We start from the raw sequence: 16,119 nt of genomic DNA, 5'->3' as shown, positions 1-16,119 counted from the left end.
GCATCACAGCGTGAAGCTTTGGGAGGAGCGGAGTTACCATTATAGGTAATGAGCACCAAGAAAGCGAGCGTTTGTCAACAGCATGAAGCTGTCCCATTATCGCTTGGGACAGCTTTTCTTAAGTACTTACCAGTGCTAGCTTTTGCTGCTCATGATTGCACACTACATTCTCTAACCACACATTGACTTCTTTTACATACTTTTTAATAAAGTAAGCTTCATTCGTGAACACTTGCAGTACCTCAGCTAAATAATACGTATTTAAGAACGGCATTGCTAACAAGCTTTTATATTGAATAATCATGTAATTGATCGAAAATGATTGGAACTCCTTTGTACGAATCCCTTCTTCAAAAGCTTTCTTAAAGAAGTACCGTTCTTTTACGCAATAAGTCGACATAATCTCTCTAATCATTTGCGAATCGATAGAGATTTCACGTAAGACAAGCCTTGTTAAATGGATATTCTCACATTGAAACTGAAGAATCTTCTCTGTAATTTTCTTAATTCGACCTAAAGCTCCTTCTTCCGTAAAGTTAAAGCCTGATTCAATTTGATGTAAATAGGCCTCAAAATACTCCGTAAAGCAATGCTCGAGAAGTCCTCTTTTATTTTCAAAATAATAGGCGATATTAGAGACATTCACATTCGCTTTCTTGGCAATATCTCTAATGGAGGTACCGTTAAAACCGTGTTCATTGAATAATAAAATTGCGGCTTCCACTATTGCATCCTTTGTACTCTGCACCATGATTGGACCTCCTTTTTCTTTCTCTCTTAATACTTCTTTTCATTCCTTCGTTTTCCTCTATAAAAAAGTAGACAAAGTCTCCTATTTTTCTTCTTAATTTGATACAATACTAAGTACCATTTAGAAAAGTCAGGTGAAAAAACATGTTTAAAGTCGAATCATATGGTGAAAATCGACAAGACCAATACAATATGCTTCGTAAACAGCTTGTTGCGTTGCTAGAAGATGAAACAAACCAAATCGCTAATTTAAGCAATGCTTCTGCATTATTGAATCAGTTTTTCGATAGAGTGAACTGGGTAGGATTTTATTTATCAGAAGGAAATGAACTTGTTCTAGGGCCATTCCAAGGACTCCCTGCATGCGTAAGAATTCCGTATGGAAAAGGGGTTTGCGGAACAAGTGCCAGCGAAAAGAAGACGCTTCGTGTTGAAGATGTTCATCAATTTCCTGGACATATTGCCTGTGATGCTGCTTCACAATCTGAAATAGTCGTTCCGATGATAAAGAATGGCGAAGTTATCGGGGTCCTTGATATCGATTCTCCAGAGAAAAATCGCTTTGATGAAATCGATCAAGAAAATCTCGAAGAATTTGTTCGAGAATTAATGCGGTTTATATAAATTATATAAATATTAAAGGCGTGAGATTTTGATCTCACGCCTTTTTTATCAATAATTGCGAGAAGGCCTCCTCACTCAAAAATCCATTAGGATTTTAGGTGGGGGGAGGTCAACCAATTACCTCTTGAACGATCACTCTGTTTTTACCTGTTTCTTTCGCCACGTAAAGGGCCTGGTCCGCTCTTTTAAACAACTTCGTGAAGTTATCATCATCATGCTCTTTCGTCCAATTGGATACCCCACACGAAATCGTAATAGGCGGATGTGTTAATTCACTTACTTTTCGAACCAAACGTTCCGCGATAACCACCGCAACATCAAGCTGAATTTTCGGAAGGTACAACGCTAATTCTTCTCCTCCCCATCTAGCTCCGATATCCGCATCTCGAATATTATCCTGAAGAACGGAAGATACTTGAACAAGGACCTCGTCACCTACCTGGTGCCCATACGAATCATTAATTTGTTTAAAATTGTCAATATCAATTAAAATGAACGTTCCAAAGGCATCTTCAGACATGGAACGTTGAATTTTTTCTGTCAGGAAATTACGTGAATGCAATTTTGTTAAATGATCCGTTATAACCATTTTTTCTAATTCTTCTCGAAGCATTGAATTCGTAAAAGCTAATGTTGAATGATGAATTAACGATTGCATCAATTTAAATGTTTCAAAGGAAAAATGATACGGCAAACGATGCATGACCAATGCAAAGCCCATTATTTTTTCCGTTTGTACCATTGGCACAGCCATGACTGATTTGAACTTAGTAAGAAGATATTCAATGTTTAAATCTCCCAAAAAGATGGAGTCTCTCTCATTTTTAATTTTATTTGAAATATACTGTAGATAGGCTGAGGCTCCTTCAGAATAGAAAAATGAGGTGCTCCCTTTGATGACCTTCCATTGTTCAAAATCGTCAGATACAAGAACGAATCCTACTTCTTCTGCATCGAAAGAAGACTGAAAATGCTCTGTCATAAAGCTGATCGTATCCGAAAGTCGAAGATTTGAATTTAATCGATGAGATGTTTCATTGATCAATTGGAGATCTGAAATCAGCTTTCGCGATTGTTGGTATAACTGAGCATTTTCCATAGCAGTACCCGCCGTATTGGCAAGTAAGGTAATAAATTCTATTTCTCTGTTAGGGAAGGTCATGGCATTTGGTGCAATTACCTGAAGAACACCATAGACACCTTGCTTCCCTTTTAAAGGTGCATAAAGTATCGATCTTTTCTCTTGTATAGAATCCTCTAATTGAATCGTTCCTGTCAGGTATGCTTGCATTGCCGAAATATTCTCGTTGTCGTATTCCAAATCCTTGATCGGCAAATTTTTATGACTATTATTATCATGCGATAGCATCAAATAATAGGTAAAGGTTGGATAAACTTCTTGCAAAGTATCAATAATTTCTTCGAGGACGGCGTCCATGTCCATCGAAGAATGAAATTTTTCCGTGACACGAAATAATTGTTTATAGCGTTTTTCTTCAAAAATGACATCACATAGTCCTCGTGCCTTATGGAGAAAACTGCAGCATTCCTTAGCAATTTCCACAAGTAAGGCATCAGAACAATTACAATTGGCTATTCCTCTAAAAGCTAGGTAACCAAATACTTCTTGATTTCTTTTTAAAGGAATTAATAGTTCATACTGTTCAAAGTTCTTAAAAGGAATGGGCTGATGGATGATAGACTTACTTGAAACATAGTCCTGAAACTCGTCATATAACAATGTGAATTGTTTGTTCGTATTAAGCTCCTCATTCGTCGAAGCTTCAATAAACAGTTCTCTACTCCAATGATTGCAATTGAAAGTAGTCAATTCATCTACTCCGATGAAGCTTTTCACCGCATAGAGCATTTCCTTTAAAAACTGTTCATAGTATAATAAGCCTTTCTCTGTATCTATTAGATCAAAGAAGCGACTTTTGAGGTTTGCTATTAATTGTTTCTCGAGCACTTCCATTGCCATCATCACCTATTATCATCACGTTTTCTTAGACGAGCTATTATATTTTAATTATATAATAATGTGTATAAAAAGTTTGTCGAAACTTTGTATATTTCGTTTCAAGGATGTAAACTTATTTACGAATAGATACTTTTTATCCAAATAGTTTCATTTATTCCATTTATCTGACATTTTAAGTCTTAACTCTGCCTCGATGCCATGTATAATCAGTGTTTTTTCGACACATACAAACGTACACCTCATTAAAACAACCATTGTCTATTATATCACATTCCTTTTATAAAGCTTCATTAATTTTTCTCTTTTTTATAGAATTTCTTGACTTTATTTCTCTAATATAGTTATAATAGTCTTTGTGTAAAATATCGCAGCTTATGTGAACATCTTTTGTGTTTCATTTTGTTCCTCAACTTGATGGGGTACTGCGTAACCCTCTGCTGCGAGGGCGAAGGTACATGAAAACAAAATGATCATAATTGTTCTGTCACGTCTGTTTTTATTTTACCCAAATAAAAACACAAGGAGGAGTCATCAATGGCTCGTTATACAGGTCCAAGCTGGAAATTATCTCGCCGTCTTGGTATTTCATTAAGCGGTACAGGTAAAGAATTAGAGAAGCGTCCTTACGCTCCAGGACAACATGGTCCAAACCAACGTAAAAAATTATCAGAATACGGTTTACAATTACAAGAGAAGCAAAAGCTTCGTCATATGTATGGCGTAAACGAGCGTCAATTCCGTAACCTATTCGACAAAGCTGGCAAAATGTCAGGTGTACATGGTGAAAACTTCATGGCTCTACTTGAGTCACGTTTAGATAACGTTGTTTACCGTTTAGGTTTAGCACGTACTCGTCGTCAAGCTCGTCAGCTTGTAAACCATGGTCATATCCTAGTTGATGGTAAGCGTGTAGATATCCCATCTTACCGCGTAGCTGCTGGTCAAACAATCGGCGTTCGCGAAAAGTCACGTAACCTAGACATCATCAAAGAAGCTATTGAAGTAAACAACTTCGTACCTGACTTCTTAACTTTCGATGCTGATAAGCTAGAAGGTACATTCACTCGTCTTCCAGAGCGTTCTGAACTTCCTGCTGAAGTTAACGAATCTCTAATCGTCGAGTTCTACTCTCGTTAATAGTTTAACGATAAAAACCCTAGAGAAATTCTCTAGGGTTTTTATTTTGTCTTTTCATAGGGGTACTCAACCTTAGTTTGATTCTTAAGGAACAGTTTTGGATGCAGAAAAATCTGATCATTGCTAGACGGTAAAATCAAAGTAAAAATACGTTCATCCTCTACCTTCTTCTCCAAATAGACACCCTCATCACTTGAGTTAATAACCACTTTGTCCACATCTGGATTTTGGACTACACCTAAGAAAAGCACATTATTATCGTTTAGATTTACTACACGGTAGTCAAAGTATAATCTAGGATTATTAGAGTATACTGGGCTCATCTGGACTTTTTTATCCCATAATAGCAAGCGTTTTTTTACTAAAGTAGGAGAATAAGTATCCTCATTTCCGTATAAATTTAATGAGAATCCAGGAACAATGTTAAAAACAAAGGCAGGTTCTTTCTTATTTGTAAACGAGAGCAAAAACAATAGAAAAAATAAAACTAGTATTCCTCCAAGCAGTATTTGCTTCTTTATAGTCTCACCTTCTTTTTTAATTCATTCTATTGATATCAGGACTATTTTAACTGCTAGAATATCTTTCCTTTATAATAAAAAGAGAGCGGTGTGATTTATTCACCGCTCTCACTTTATTAATGTTCAGAAGGAATTCCAAAAGGTTTAATTGTAATTGGAGCAGAGTGTTCAGAAGGAATACCCGCTAATTCATATGTACGCTTTGCTGGACTATGCTCTGAAGGGATACCAGCGTAATCATTCACACTTGCAAACGCAAAACCTAGACCTAGTAATGATACTGCTAATAAAGTTTTAGACAATAAATTTTTCACAATCATCTACCTCCTAATGTACTGAATAGCTACATTTTACCACTCTTGTAGTAATTTGTCTTTTTCATTTTCTATAATTTTGATAAATTTTTTATTTTCTTGCACTTTCAGTATGTAAATAGCACTATTTATATACTGAATTCCTTCTTCCTTACGAGAAAGTTTTATGAGATTTTCACCTGATTGATAATATAAACTAGATAGTAAATATATCAATTCGTGAGTAATGCAGTACTCAATTCCTTTCTTACAATATTCTAATGACTCTTCGAATTTTCCTACCTCGGTAAGTGCTTGAGACAATCCAAAATAAACACGAATCTTCCCTCTAGGATCAAGGATATCTGGAAGATTTTCTAAGTAATTTAATGATTCTTTAAAAAGCGTAATAGCTTCCTCAAAGTTACCAGATTCTTTATGCAAAATTGCAATACTTGTTAATATTTCAGTTTCTCTTTCATTAAAATCATTTCTACTTTTATTTGTAATATCTATGGACTCATAAAGTAATTCTAGAGCTTTTGAAAGATCCTTATCTAAATAAAACTTACATATACCCTGATGCCAAATAAGAAATTGTTTCAACTGATCTGTCTGAAATATTGGATTCTCCAATTCTTTTTCTATTATTTCTTGTATGCGATCATAGTCCCAATCCCTTTTATATCGATTAATCAACCTAATAACCGCATTTGCATAATTAATCGATGATCTCGAAGCCACATTAAAAAAATACGATAAATCCACATTTAACTTCTTTAACAATAAATTCAATGTTTCGAGGTCAGGATAGGAAACTTCCTTTTCAAATTCGATTAACTCTTCCTCTGTACACACACCTTCTGATAACTCTTCTATTGTTAGTTTTTTGTATTCACGAAACGACTTTATTGTATCCCCAATCAGATATGCGCTTAGATTATTCAATTTTATCCCTTCTATCTTCTTTATTTAAGTAGAGACTATTAACTATATTATAAATCTACTAGAAATTTATTAAAAGCAATAATTGTTCGATTATTTCAATACCCCTAAATATTTAAAAGAAACCTGTCAATTTTCGACAGGTTTCTACTTTCACTATTCATTTTCAACCGTTTTCTCCGTTTTTGACAATTCATGCGTCAACTCTTCAATACTCTCCCTCACGTTTCCTTTTCCTGAAAAGTTCTCTAAAAGATTTTTCACATCGATTCCAGAAGATGCTTTCAATGATTCCTGCAAGGTCGACATTAAGTTGGTTGCGTAGCCTGTTACTTTGTTAGCACCGCTATTTTCCCCATTACCGCCAGTGTCCACCACTGTGATCTTTTCAATGTTTCCTAGTGGGCTCGCTACTTGCTTCGCGTATTCAGGCAACATTTGAACAACCATATCTAGAACAGCCGCATTGCCATACTGCTCGAATGCTTCGGCAATCTTTCTCTTTGCCTCGGCTTCCGCAAGACCTTTGAGACGAATGACATCCGCTTCTGTAGTACCTTTCGCACGCTCTGCTTCTGCTTTTGCAAGACCATCTAAACGTACCTTTTCTGCTTCGGCTTTCGCTAATGATTCAATACGATACTGGTTAGCATCTGCTTCTGCTAGTTGCTTCGCTTTATCTGCAGCAGCTGCCTGCTCAACTGAATAACGATCCGCATCTGCTTTTTTCTTCACTTCTGAATCGTATTGCTTTTCACGACGTTGAATCTCTTTTTCTTCTAGCTCGATTTGCTTTTGACGTTCAATGATGCGAATTTGCATTTCTTGCTCTGTTACTTCCTGCTTAGCACGAGCAGTTTCCAGATCATACGCCTGGTCAGCACGGGCTTTAGCGATATCCTGATCACGACGATAATCGGCCATTTTCATTTGATTTTCTTTTTCTGCTTCAGCAATTTCAGTTGCTCTTTCAAGTTCAGCTTTTTTCGCATCCTTATCTGCTTCTGCACGCTTGATTCGCGTTTCCTTTTCAGCCTCTGCAGTTGCAATATCAGCATCACGCTTTACTTGAGCGATTCTTGGTTTTCCTAGAGATTCAAGGTAGCCATTTTTATCTCTTACATCCTTAATCGTAAAAGAAACGATCATTAGACCCATTTTCGCTAAATCTTGTGAGGCAACACGTTGAACCTCTTGCGAGAACTTATCTCGATTTTTATAAATTTCCTCTACTGTCATCGAACCTAAAATAGAACGAAGATGACCTTCAAGTACTTCTCTTGCTTCATTTTCTCTGTCTGCTTTCGGCTTGCCAAGAAATTGTTCCGCTGCCGTTGCAATCTCTTCAATAGAACTACCGATTTTGATAATGGCTGTACCATCGGCCATTACTGGAACACCTTGTTCCGTATACACTTCTGGAGTTGTCACTTCAAGCTTGCTAGACAATAAGCTGAGTGGTTCCGCTTGCTGGAAGACTGGTAAAATAAATGCACCGCCACCACGAATAATCTTGATTCGATTACCTGATTCGTCCACATTTACGTTTTTACTTCCTAAATAACTCCCTGTAACGATTAAAGCTTCATCTGGACCAGCTGTCCGATATTTTGTAATAAAAACTAGTAATAAGGCGATTAGTAAAAATGCAACTACACCAATAACAATCATAACTTCCATTGACATCATAATTCCCCCTCAAACAATTTTTTCTATAGGACGTATCAACAACAAAATTTGCGAACAGAGCCCTTCTAAAAGTAGAAATCATCTGGGCTTTCATGTGGAACTACGTAGAGTACCCCACTTTTAACTTCAACCACTAAAACATTCTTTCCTTCTTCAATCGCTTCCCCTTTAAAGCTCACAGCGGATTTCGCAACAGAACCACTTGCACTCTTCAAAAGAACTTCCCCATAGCCACCAGCTGGAATAGGAAGGATGACCTTTCCCACTCTTCCTCGCAAGGAATTTGTTGAATACACGAGCGATTCCTCTGCTGAGGACAAAGGTACAAGCACAAAAATATGAAGTAAAGTATCAAGAATAAGAGCTATTAAGATGGAGAAGGCAACTATTATATAAGAATTAAAGGAAGTCAGTAATTCAAATAAATATCCACTAGCTGAAAAAAAGGTTATGAAGGCAAGAATAAGAGCTGGATTTAAAAACGGAATCATTTCCGCAAATCCATCTAGGAGGTCATTGAATAGAATGTATAGGATTGTTAATGCACCAGCAATAATGAGAGTTGTTAAATAAATGGATTGTAGGGAGCTCCCGAACAATTCCATGCGTATCACCCTCTTTCATTCATTATAGAAGAAACAGTACATCCTCCTTCCATAAAGTTTTATATGTAATTTTGTGGCTCATCTTAAATACGGATGAATTTGTAAAAAGTTTCAAAATTATACAAACTTACGACAAAAAAGAGCAAAGATGAAATGAATCACCCTTGCTCTCATATCAATTAGTACTTGATTAAGAAGTATTTTTTCTTTCCTCGGCGTATCACCGTAAATTGATTTTCGATACGATCATTATCAGAAAGCACATATTCCACTTCTGTAATTCTTTCTCCATTTACATAAATTGCACCATTCGCTACATCTTCACGCGCCTGACGCTTTGATGGAGAAATTTTTGCATTTACTAAAAGGTCGACAATGCCAAGTTTTTCTCCTTCTTTATGTTCATAAGAAGGAACATCCTTAAAGCCTTCCTTGATTTCAGAAGCAGTTAAGTTACGAATATCTCCGCTAAATAAAGCCTCTGTAATTTTGATTGCTTGCTGAAGTGCTACTTCTCCATGAATCATGCGAGTCAATTCTTCAGCCAAAGCTTTTTGCGCTTTACGTAGATGCGCTTCCTCCTGAACAGATTGTTCTAACACTTCAATTTGTTCTTTAGATAGGAACGTAAAGTACTTCAAGTATTTCACAACATCTGCATCAGCTGTGTTAATCCAGAACTGGTAGAACTCGTATGGAGACGTCTTTTCTGGGTCTAACCAAACAGCACCGCTTTCTGTCTTTCCAAATTTCGTTCCATCTGCTTTCGTTACCAACGGAATTGTTAGTCCAAATGCCTTTGAATCTTCGTCTGTCATTTTACGAATAAGCTCTAGACCTGTTGTAATATTGCCCCATTGGTCGCTTCCGCCAATTTGGAGCTTACAGTTATGCTGCTCGTATAAATGTTTAAAGTCCATGCCTTGCAGGATGGTATATGCGAATTCCGTAAATGAAATCCCTGTTTCTAAACGAGTCGCAATCGTATCCTTTGCAAGCATGTAGTTGATTCCAATATGTTTACCGTAATCACGAAGGAAAGTAATGACATTCATTGGGGCTGTCCAATCATAGTTGTTCACCATGATCGCTCCGTTTTCGCCTTCAAAATTAAAGATCGTCTTTAATTGTTCCGTTAAAGCTTCAACATTTTTCTGCACTGTTTCCACCGTTTGCAGCACTCGTTCTTCTGTCGCTTTCGGATCTCCGATTAATCCGGTTGCCCCACCAACAAGTACGATTGGACGATGTCCAGCATTTTGAAAGCGTCTTAATGTTAAAAAGGGCAGCAAATGTCCGATATGCATGCTGTCTCCAGTTGGATCCATTCCACAATATAAAGAAATTTTTTCTTTCTCTAATAACTCTGTTAGCCCTTCTTCATCGGTTTGCTGATAAACAATCCCACGCCACTGTAAGTCTTGTAATAAATTCATGACTATTCCTCCAACAATTTTTTTACATAAAAAAGCCCCTTCGAATAAATCGAAGGGACGTGTTATACGCGGTACCACCCAACTTGAGAACCATAAAGTTCTCCACTTAAAATTGATAACGGACATGCCGTTTACTGCTACTACATATAGGTTCACAGTAAAAGCTCAGGGAGGTAATTCATGCGTTCTATGTGTACTGACTTGCAGCAACCGTCAGCTTTCTGAAACAGAGATAGAAGCACTACTATTGAATGATGTTTCATTCCCATCATAGCTCGATTATAAAAATTGATTTAAGGAATTTTTATCATAAAACAATGCATCTTGTCAAACGCATTACAGGATTGTTAGAAAATTGACGTTATCTTAATACTTGTCTTACGCTTTATGCTATAATGTATGTGATTCTAGGGGGAATGATACGATTGAGAGAAAAATTAAATTGGAAGCAACTTATCCAGTCTTGCCAAGCTTTTTTCACAAGCAAAAAAACTAAAAAAAGCGCAAGCATTACTTATCATGTGGTTTGGAATTTAGTGCTTATCTTTTTTGTTGTTATCATCCTTGGCGGTGCATTTGCAGGTGGCGTAGGTGCTGGTTACTTTGCCTCAATGGTTAAAGACGAACCAATCCGCTCCTACGATAGTATGAAAAAGGATATTTACAACTATGAAGAAACATCAGATTTATACTTTGCTGATGATGTCTATCTAGGAAAGCTTCGTACTGATTTAGAACGAGAGGAAGTTAAACTAGAGGACGTATCAGATTATCTTATAAAAGCGGTTGTCGCAACTGAGGATGAATATTTTTATGAGCATGATGGAGTCGTCCCAAAAGCAATCCTGCGAGCACTATTTCAAGAAGTAACGAACTCCGCTGTGCAAACAGGTGGAAGTACGTTAACACAGCAATTAATCAAGAATCAAATTCTAACAAATGAAGTCTCATTTGAACGGAAAGCAAAAGAAATTTTACTAGCCCTTAGGCTAGAACAATTTTTTGACAAAAAAGAAATCTTAGAAGCCTATTTAAATGTTTCAACCTTTGGAAGAAATTCAACAGGTCGAAACATTGGCGGAGTTCAGGCGGCAGCAAAAGGGGTATTTGGAGTGACTGCAAAGGAATTAACACTTCCACAAGCAGCATTTATTGCCGGTCTTCCACAAAGTCCATTTGGTTACACTCCTTTTACGAATAAAGGAGAAATCAAGAACAACCTCGAGCCTGGCATAACTCGAATGAAGACTGTATTAGAGAGAATGTACGATAAAGGCTCTATTACGAAAGAACAGTACGATGAAGCCATCAACTATGATATAACTCAAGATTTCATCCCACCAAGTACTAGTCCTCAAGAAGAATACCCATGGCTCACCTTTGAAATTGAAAAACGAGCAATTGATATTTTATCTACGATATTAGCTGAAAAAGATGGCTATACGGCTGAGGACTTACAAAATGATGAAGATTTAAAAAATGAATACTTAACATTGGCTGATCGAGATTTACGTCAAAATGGATATCAGATTCATTCAACAATTAAGAAGGATATCTTTGACGCGATGCAAAAAGTGAAAGATGAATTCACTTATTATGGCAGTGACATTCAAGTAACTGAAACTGACCCTGAAACAAATGAAGAGGTTACTGTTAATAAGCCTGTTCAAGTTGGGGCGATGATGATTGAAAACAAAACTGGAAAAATTCTAAGTTTTGTAGGCGGTCGCGATTTTAGTCAAGAGCAATTAAACCATTCAACAAGTGGAAAACGTTCAAATGGTTCTACGATGAAACCATTGCTTGTTTATGCTCCTGCCATTGAGCTAGGGAAACTTTCTCCAGGATCTATTTTGCCTGACTTGCCATTGAGATTAGATCCAAAAAACCCTAACCCTTGGCCACGGAACTACGGTGGAGGCTATAGTGGTTTAGTTTCCGCTCGATATGCACTAGCTAAATCTTATAATGTTCCAGCTGTCAAAGCTTATTTAGATATTATAGGACAGCGCCCGGCTGAATATTTAACGAAAATGGGTGTCACCTCTTTAACTCCCGGTGATTACGAAAACCCTTCTACTGCGATTGGTGGATTAACCAACGGCATCACTGTTGAAGAAAACGTCAATGCCTTTGGTACATTCGCGAATAACGGACAATTTATTGATGCTTATTTAATCGAAAAGATTGTTGATAAGGAAGGAAATATAGTTTATCAGCATGAAGTACAACCAGTGGATGTATTTAGTCCACAAACCGCTTATTTAACCTATGACATGATGCGTGATGTTATTAAATCTGGTACAGCCGCTTCGTTAAATAGTCGATTAAAATTTAGTTCGGACTGGGCCGGAAAAACGGGAACTGCCCAAGAATATAAAGATGCTTGGTTTGTCGCTACAAATCCTAATATCTCTTTCGGTACTTGGCTCGGTTACGATACGCCAAAGCCTTTAGAGCTGAATTATAAAGGGCTTTCCTACTCGAACCGAAATATTTACTTATGGGCTCAAATGATGAACGCAGCCTATGACGTAGCACCAGAATTAGTCGATCCAGCAGAAACCATTAAGATGCCTGGCGGAATTGTAAGACGTTCCTTCTGTGCCGTTTCTGGTTTATTGCCTTCAGATGCATGTTCAAAAGCTGGTCTCGTTGAAACGGATCTATTTAATGCAAAGTATGTACCTAGCAAGGTCGATGATAGTCTCGTCGAAGGTAAGTATGTTCAAATTGGAGATAAAAAATATCTTGCCTTAGATTCAACACCAGAAGAATTCGCAGAGGTCGGATTAATCCTTAATCCAGATTATATTGAACAACTATTCGGTGTAAATATAAATCCACAACAGTTAATTCCGAAAAAGGATCGCTGGTCAAAGATCCTCTTACCTGATGATAAAATGGAGGATAACGGAAAAGCTCCTGCTCCTCTATCTGCAAAGGTTTCAGGTACGACAATCACTTGGGCAAACCACCCAGAAAAGGATATCGTCGGATACCGCGTCTATAAAGATGGAAGCAAAGTCGCTTCTATTAAAACAGGTGGTAATCTATCCTATACAGGTGGCAATGGCTTATACTATGTAACAGCAGTTGATATTGCCGGAAAAGAGTCAGCACCATCACCTGAAGTTAGAATAGGACCTGAGGAAGTACCAGTAGTAGAACAACCTGGGAAGGAAGAGCCTGGAAAGGGAAACCCGGAACAACCCGGACAACCAACCGTTCCTAATCCTCCACCTACAACCCCACCAGGAGAAGGAACTACTGAAAATAACGGTGGATAACGCTATAAGCTAAGCAGCACAAACCCGCATGGAAAATTCCATGCGGGTTTTCTTTACTTGCTTGTACTATCTAATAAGAGAGGAAGAATTTCGCGTATAAAATTCGGAATATCCTTTTCTTTTATGTTTGCAATTTCTTTAAAGGTTACTCCATTTTCTAATAAGGATTGGACAATTTCCCATCCAACGAAGTACGCTTCTCTTTCAGTATCAGTAGTTCCATCCCCAAAAGTAAACATAGATACCGTTTCAGAAGACGAATCATCTAAGAACGGCAGTATCCCCTTAATAATAGCTGCTTTATTTTCTTTACACGACTTAAGCCATCCCATCTTATGTTCAATATAAGACTCATCAGGCTCTCCAAGCACTAAAAATTTGCTGACATGAATGGCTAGTCCTTCCTGTAAAATAGTCGAAGCAATGGTTCTCTCCCATTCTCCCGTTAAATTAGCAGTATGCGAGTGGACGATATGCGTTAATTCATGTGATAAAAATATATCAGATTCCCCATTTTCAATAGGAAGACAAAGCGCAAACCGTTCAGCGTCAAATGGAGCAACAAAAGGATTGTTTTCAAATCCACCAACATAATAGATGACAACCAAATGAATAGGTTGGTCATGTCCGAGCATTGATTTAACTTTTGATAAATAATACTCAATTTTCTTTTGCTTTGGTTCCCATGTCATTAAGAATGGCAGACGCTCAGCATATTCTTCCCAAGCGTCATCTAATAACCTTCTTGCCAGTACCGTTCCATCTTCTCCAGGAGGAACAGCGGCAAAGTTATAATGTTCCTTCCAAAGCAGCCAGCGTTTTTCGTGATCTATTTCAAATCGATTAGACCTTCGGTAAAAATCCAAAAACTTAGGTACTAAATTTATGACTTCCACGCTATCCAAACATCGTCACTCCTAAATCTATTACTCTATTAGACCATTTAAATTGTATTCTCGTCACATACGAAGAAAAGACCAAATCATCCGACGATTTGGCCATATAAGTGCTATATCAATTCGATTCACTTTTCTTCTTGCTTCTAATTGGATACAAAGCATTTTGTACAGTCTGAGCATTTTTCTCCGTAATCTCGGGTTTTCTAGGGATTGGACGATATAAGTTCTCCGGGTCATCCCACTGTAAAGGCAATTTTACAGGCGATTCCTCCTGCCACTGTTTTACCCATTCCACTGGTAAATTTCCATAACAATTCCTATTTTCAGTCATTTCTAACCAGATGAGGCTCCATGCTCGTGGGACGACACGCCATATATCATAGCCTCCACCACCTACTGCAATCCACTTTCCATCGCAATACTGATGTGCAAGTTCATGAGCAAGCTTTGGAATCTCACGATAAATTTTCATTGTTGAGGACAAATGGGTGAGCGGGTCAAAATAATGAGCATCCGTACCATTTTGCGTTAAAATGACATCTGGTTTAAAGAACGCAGCGATCTCCCGAACAGATGTAGTGTAAGCATCTAACCAAGAGTCATCCTCTGTAAAAGCATCAACCGGAATATTAAAAGAATATCCGTATCCTTTTCCTTGCCCTCTCTCATTCACATTTCCTGTACCCGGAAATAAATATCTTCCCGTCTCATGAATGGAAAAAGTACAAACATCAGGGTCATCATAGAAAGCCCATTGCACGCCATCCCCATGATGAGCATCCGTATCAATATAGAGCACTCTTGCCCCATATTTCTCCTGCATATATTTGATGGCTACTGAACTATCGTTGTAAATACAAAACCCTGATGCCTTTCCTCTAAAGCCATGGTGTAAGCCTCCACCTAAATTAACGGCATGCTTTGCTTTTCCCTCCATCACATAATCAACCGCAGTTAAGGTTCCTCCTACTAACAAGGCACTTGCTTCATGCATTCCTGGAAAAATGGGTGTATCCTCCGTTCCCAATCCATAGCCTTCTGCAACATCCTCCGATAGCTCACCATTCCCCGCTTTCTTAACAGCATTTACGTAGTTTGGATCATGAACCAGTTGGAGCTCCTCATCAGTTGCCATTCTAGGTGGGATGATATCCACATCGGAAATGGCTTTCATCTCTTGAAGCAAACTTAAAGTAAGCTTTAACCTCAACTGATTAAAAGGGTGGTCCTTGTTAAACTTATACTTTAATTGTTCCTCTGAAAAAATGAATTTAGCGTCCTGTATCATGCTTCCATCCCCGGAAGATTCGGCCAAAGAACCTGATGCCCCGATTTTTCAAGTTCTTCAATTAACCGTAAAGGATTCATCGTTTGAATGCGTAAAGCAATAATCTTAAAATCCTCATCTTTTTTATCAGGATAAACGAGCACACTCAATATATTAACCTTACAATTTTGAATATCGGAAAATAGTCGAAAAAGCATGCCCATTTTGTTACGAACACGAATTTCAATTTGAGAACCAGGCTGATGAGCTCCAGTTAACTCTACTAGAGTATGTAGCAAATCTGTTTGTGTAATGATGCCTACCAATCTATGATCCTTGATAATTGGTAAACACCCAATTTTATTCTCATAAAAGATGGCTGCGACATCTTCCACGAAATCAAGAGGATGCCCTGTAATCAGATCAGTCTTCATAATCTCAGCCAATGGCATCTTCAGTGCTTCCATACGCCCTTCATCGAAAAAAATCGAAGGTGTGTATTCTTTAATATCTCTATCGGTGACAATTCCAATTAGACGCTGTTCTCCATCAACAATGGGAATATGCTTGATTCTTTTTTCGGCCATTAATTGAATAGCGTCTCCAATCGTATTTTCACTCGCCAATGTACAAACATCAGCGATCATAATTTCCTCAACAATCATGTGTAACCCTCCTAAAA

The 16,119-nt window shown here is 37.7% G+C and carries 14 protein-coding genes and 1 other annotated feature; of the genes, 3 read left to right on the top strand and 11 right to left on the bottom strand.

Going from position 1 to position 16,119, the window contains the following annotated elements; translation table 11 throughout:
• Window positions 1-118 precede the first annotated feature (118 nt).
• A complete protein-coding gene (gene refZ, locus FAR12_RS14940; protein WP_126409571.1) occupies window positions 119-751 on the bottom strand; it encodes a forespore capture DNA-binding protein RefZ in 633 nt (210 codons plus the stop codon).
• Between the two features lie 143 nt (window positions 752-894).
• Here refZ and FAR12_RS14935 point away from each other — a divergent pair, with 143 nt between their 5' ends.
• Window positions 895-1,374 (top strand): GAF domain-containing protein, encoded by a 480-nt coding sequence (locus FAR12_RS14935; RefSeq protein ID WP_126409570.1) that lies wholly within the window; start codon window positions 895-897, stop codon window positions 1,372-1,374.
• A 109-nt stretch (window positions 1,375-1,483) separates the two neighbouring features.
• Here FAR12_RS14935 and FAR12_RS14930 read toward each other — a convergent pair whose 3' ends face one another.
• On the bottom strand, window positions 1,484-3,349 hold the full coding sequence (locus FAR12_RS14930) for a sensor domain-containing diguanylate cyclase (RefSeq protein ID WP_126409569.1): 1,866 nt from the start codon (window positions 3,347-3,349) through the stop codon (window positions 1,484-1,486).
• A 540-nt stretch (window positions 3,350-3,889) separates the two neighbouring features.
• Between FAR12_RS14930 and rpsD the strand changes: the two genes are divergently transcribed.
• Window positions 3,890-4,492 carry a 30S ribosomal protein S4 gene (rpsD, locus tag FAR12_RS14925; protein ID WP_126409568.1) on the top strand — a complete coding sequence of 201 codons (603 nt, stop codon included), beginning with the start codon at window positions 3,890-3,892 and terminating at the stop codon, window positions 4,490-4,492.
• A gap of 41 nt (window positions 4,493-4,533) precedes the next feature.
• On the opposite strand, the gene FAR12_RS14920 is transcribed toward rpsD, so the two are convergent.
• The 6 genes from FAR12_RS14920 to tyrS all read right to left on the bottom strand — a co-directional run bounded on the left by FAR12_RS14920 (window position 4,534) and on the right by tyrS (window position 9,981).
• Window positions 4,534-4,815 (bottom strand): hypothetical protein, encoded by a 282-nt coding sequence (locus FAR12_RS14920; protein WP_126409567.1) that lies wholly within the window; start codon window positions 4,813-4,815, stop codon window positions 4,534-4,536.
• Window positions 4,816-5,129: 314 nt separating this feature from the next.
• On the bottom strand, window positions 5,130-5,327 hold the full coding sequence (locus tag FAR12_RS14915) for a hypothetical protein (RefSeq protein WP_126409566.1): 198 nt from the start codon (window positions 5,325-5,327) through the stop codon (window positions 5,130-5,132).
• Between the two features lie 36 nt (window positions 5,328-5,363).
• Complete coding sequence (locus FAR12_RS14910; RefSeq protein WP_126409565.1) at window positions 5,364-6,254, bottom strand: tetratricopeptide repeat protein; 891 nt, start codon at window positions 6,252-6,254, stop codon at window positions 5,364-5,366.
• A 153-nt stretch (window positions 6,255-6,407) separates the two neighbouring features.
• On the bottom strand, window positions 6,408-7,937 hold the full coding sequence (gene floT, locus FAR12_RS14905) for a flotillin lipid rafts scaffold protein FloT (RefSeq protein WP_126409564.1): 1,530 nt from the start codon (window positions 7,935-7,937) through the stop codon (window positions 6,408-6,410).
• A 68-nt stretch (window positions 7,938-8,005) separates the two neighbouring features.
• Window positions 8,006-8,545 carry an NfeD family membrane protein gene (locus FAR12_RS14900; RefSeq protein ID WP_126409563.1) on the bottom strand — a complete coding sequence of 180 codons (540 nt, stop codon included), beginning with the start codon at window positions 8,543-8,545 and terminating at the stop codon, window positions 8,006-8,008.
• 179 nt (window positions 8,546-8,724) lie between these two features.
• Entirely contained in the window at window positions 8,725-9,981 is a 1,257-nt protein-coding gene (gene tyrS, locus FAR12_RS14895; protein ID WP_126409562.1) for a tyrosine--tRNA ligase, read from the bottom strand.
• Between the two features lie 50 nt (window positions 9,982-10,031).
• Window positions 10,032-10,262: a binding site (T-box leader), on the bottom strand.
• 135 nt (window positions 10,263-10,397) lie between these two features.
• Here tyrS and FAR12_RS14890 point away from each other — a divergent pair.
• Window positions 10,398-13,271, top strand: coding sequence for a transglycosylase domain-containing protein (locus tag FAR12_RS14890; RefSeq protein ID WP_126409561.1), 2,874 nt, complete (start codon window positions 10,398-10,400; stop codon window positions 13,269-13,271).
• 53 nt (window positions 13,272-13,324) lie between these two features.
• On the opposite strand, the gene FAR12_RS14885 is transcribed toward FAR12_RS14890, so the two are convergent.
• The 3 genes from FAR12_RS14885 to FAR12_RS14875 all read right to left on the bottom strand — a co-directional run bounded on the left by FAR12_RS14885 (window position 13,325) and on the right by FAR12_RS14875 (window position 16,102).
• On the bottom strand, window positions 13,325-14,167 hold the full coding sequence (locus FAR12_RS14885) for a DUF2268 domain-containing putative Zn-dependent protease (protein WP_246010406.1): 843 nt from the start codon (window positions 14,165-14,167) through the stop codon (window positions 13,325-13,327).
• Between the two features lie 118 nt (window positions 14,168-14,285).
• Window positions 14,286-15,458: an acetoin utilization protein AcuC gene (locus FAR12_RS14880; RefSeq protein WP_126409559.1), complete on the bottom strand. Its 1,173-nt coding sequence runs from the start codon at window positions 15,456-15,458 to the stop codon at window positions 14,286-14,288.
• Window positions 15,455-16,102, bottom strand: coding sequence for an acetoin utilization AcuB family protein (locus tag FAR12_RS14875; RefSeq protein WP_126409558.1), 648 nt, complete (start codon window positions 16,100-16,102; stop codon window positions 15,455-15,457). Before FAR12_RS14875 ends, FAR12_RS14880 begins: the two co-directional genes overlap by 4 nt.
• Window positions 16,103-16,119 lie beyond the last annotated feature (17 nt).

It is taken from the genome of Bacillus yapensis, assembly GCF_005280205.1.
Lineage (GTDB): Bacteria > Bacillota > Bacilli > Bacillales > Cytobacillaceae > Robertmurraya > Robertmurraya yapensis.
Note: the sequence above shows the minus strand (reverse complement) of the source record. Positions and strands in the feature narration are given on the sequence as shown.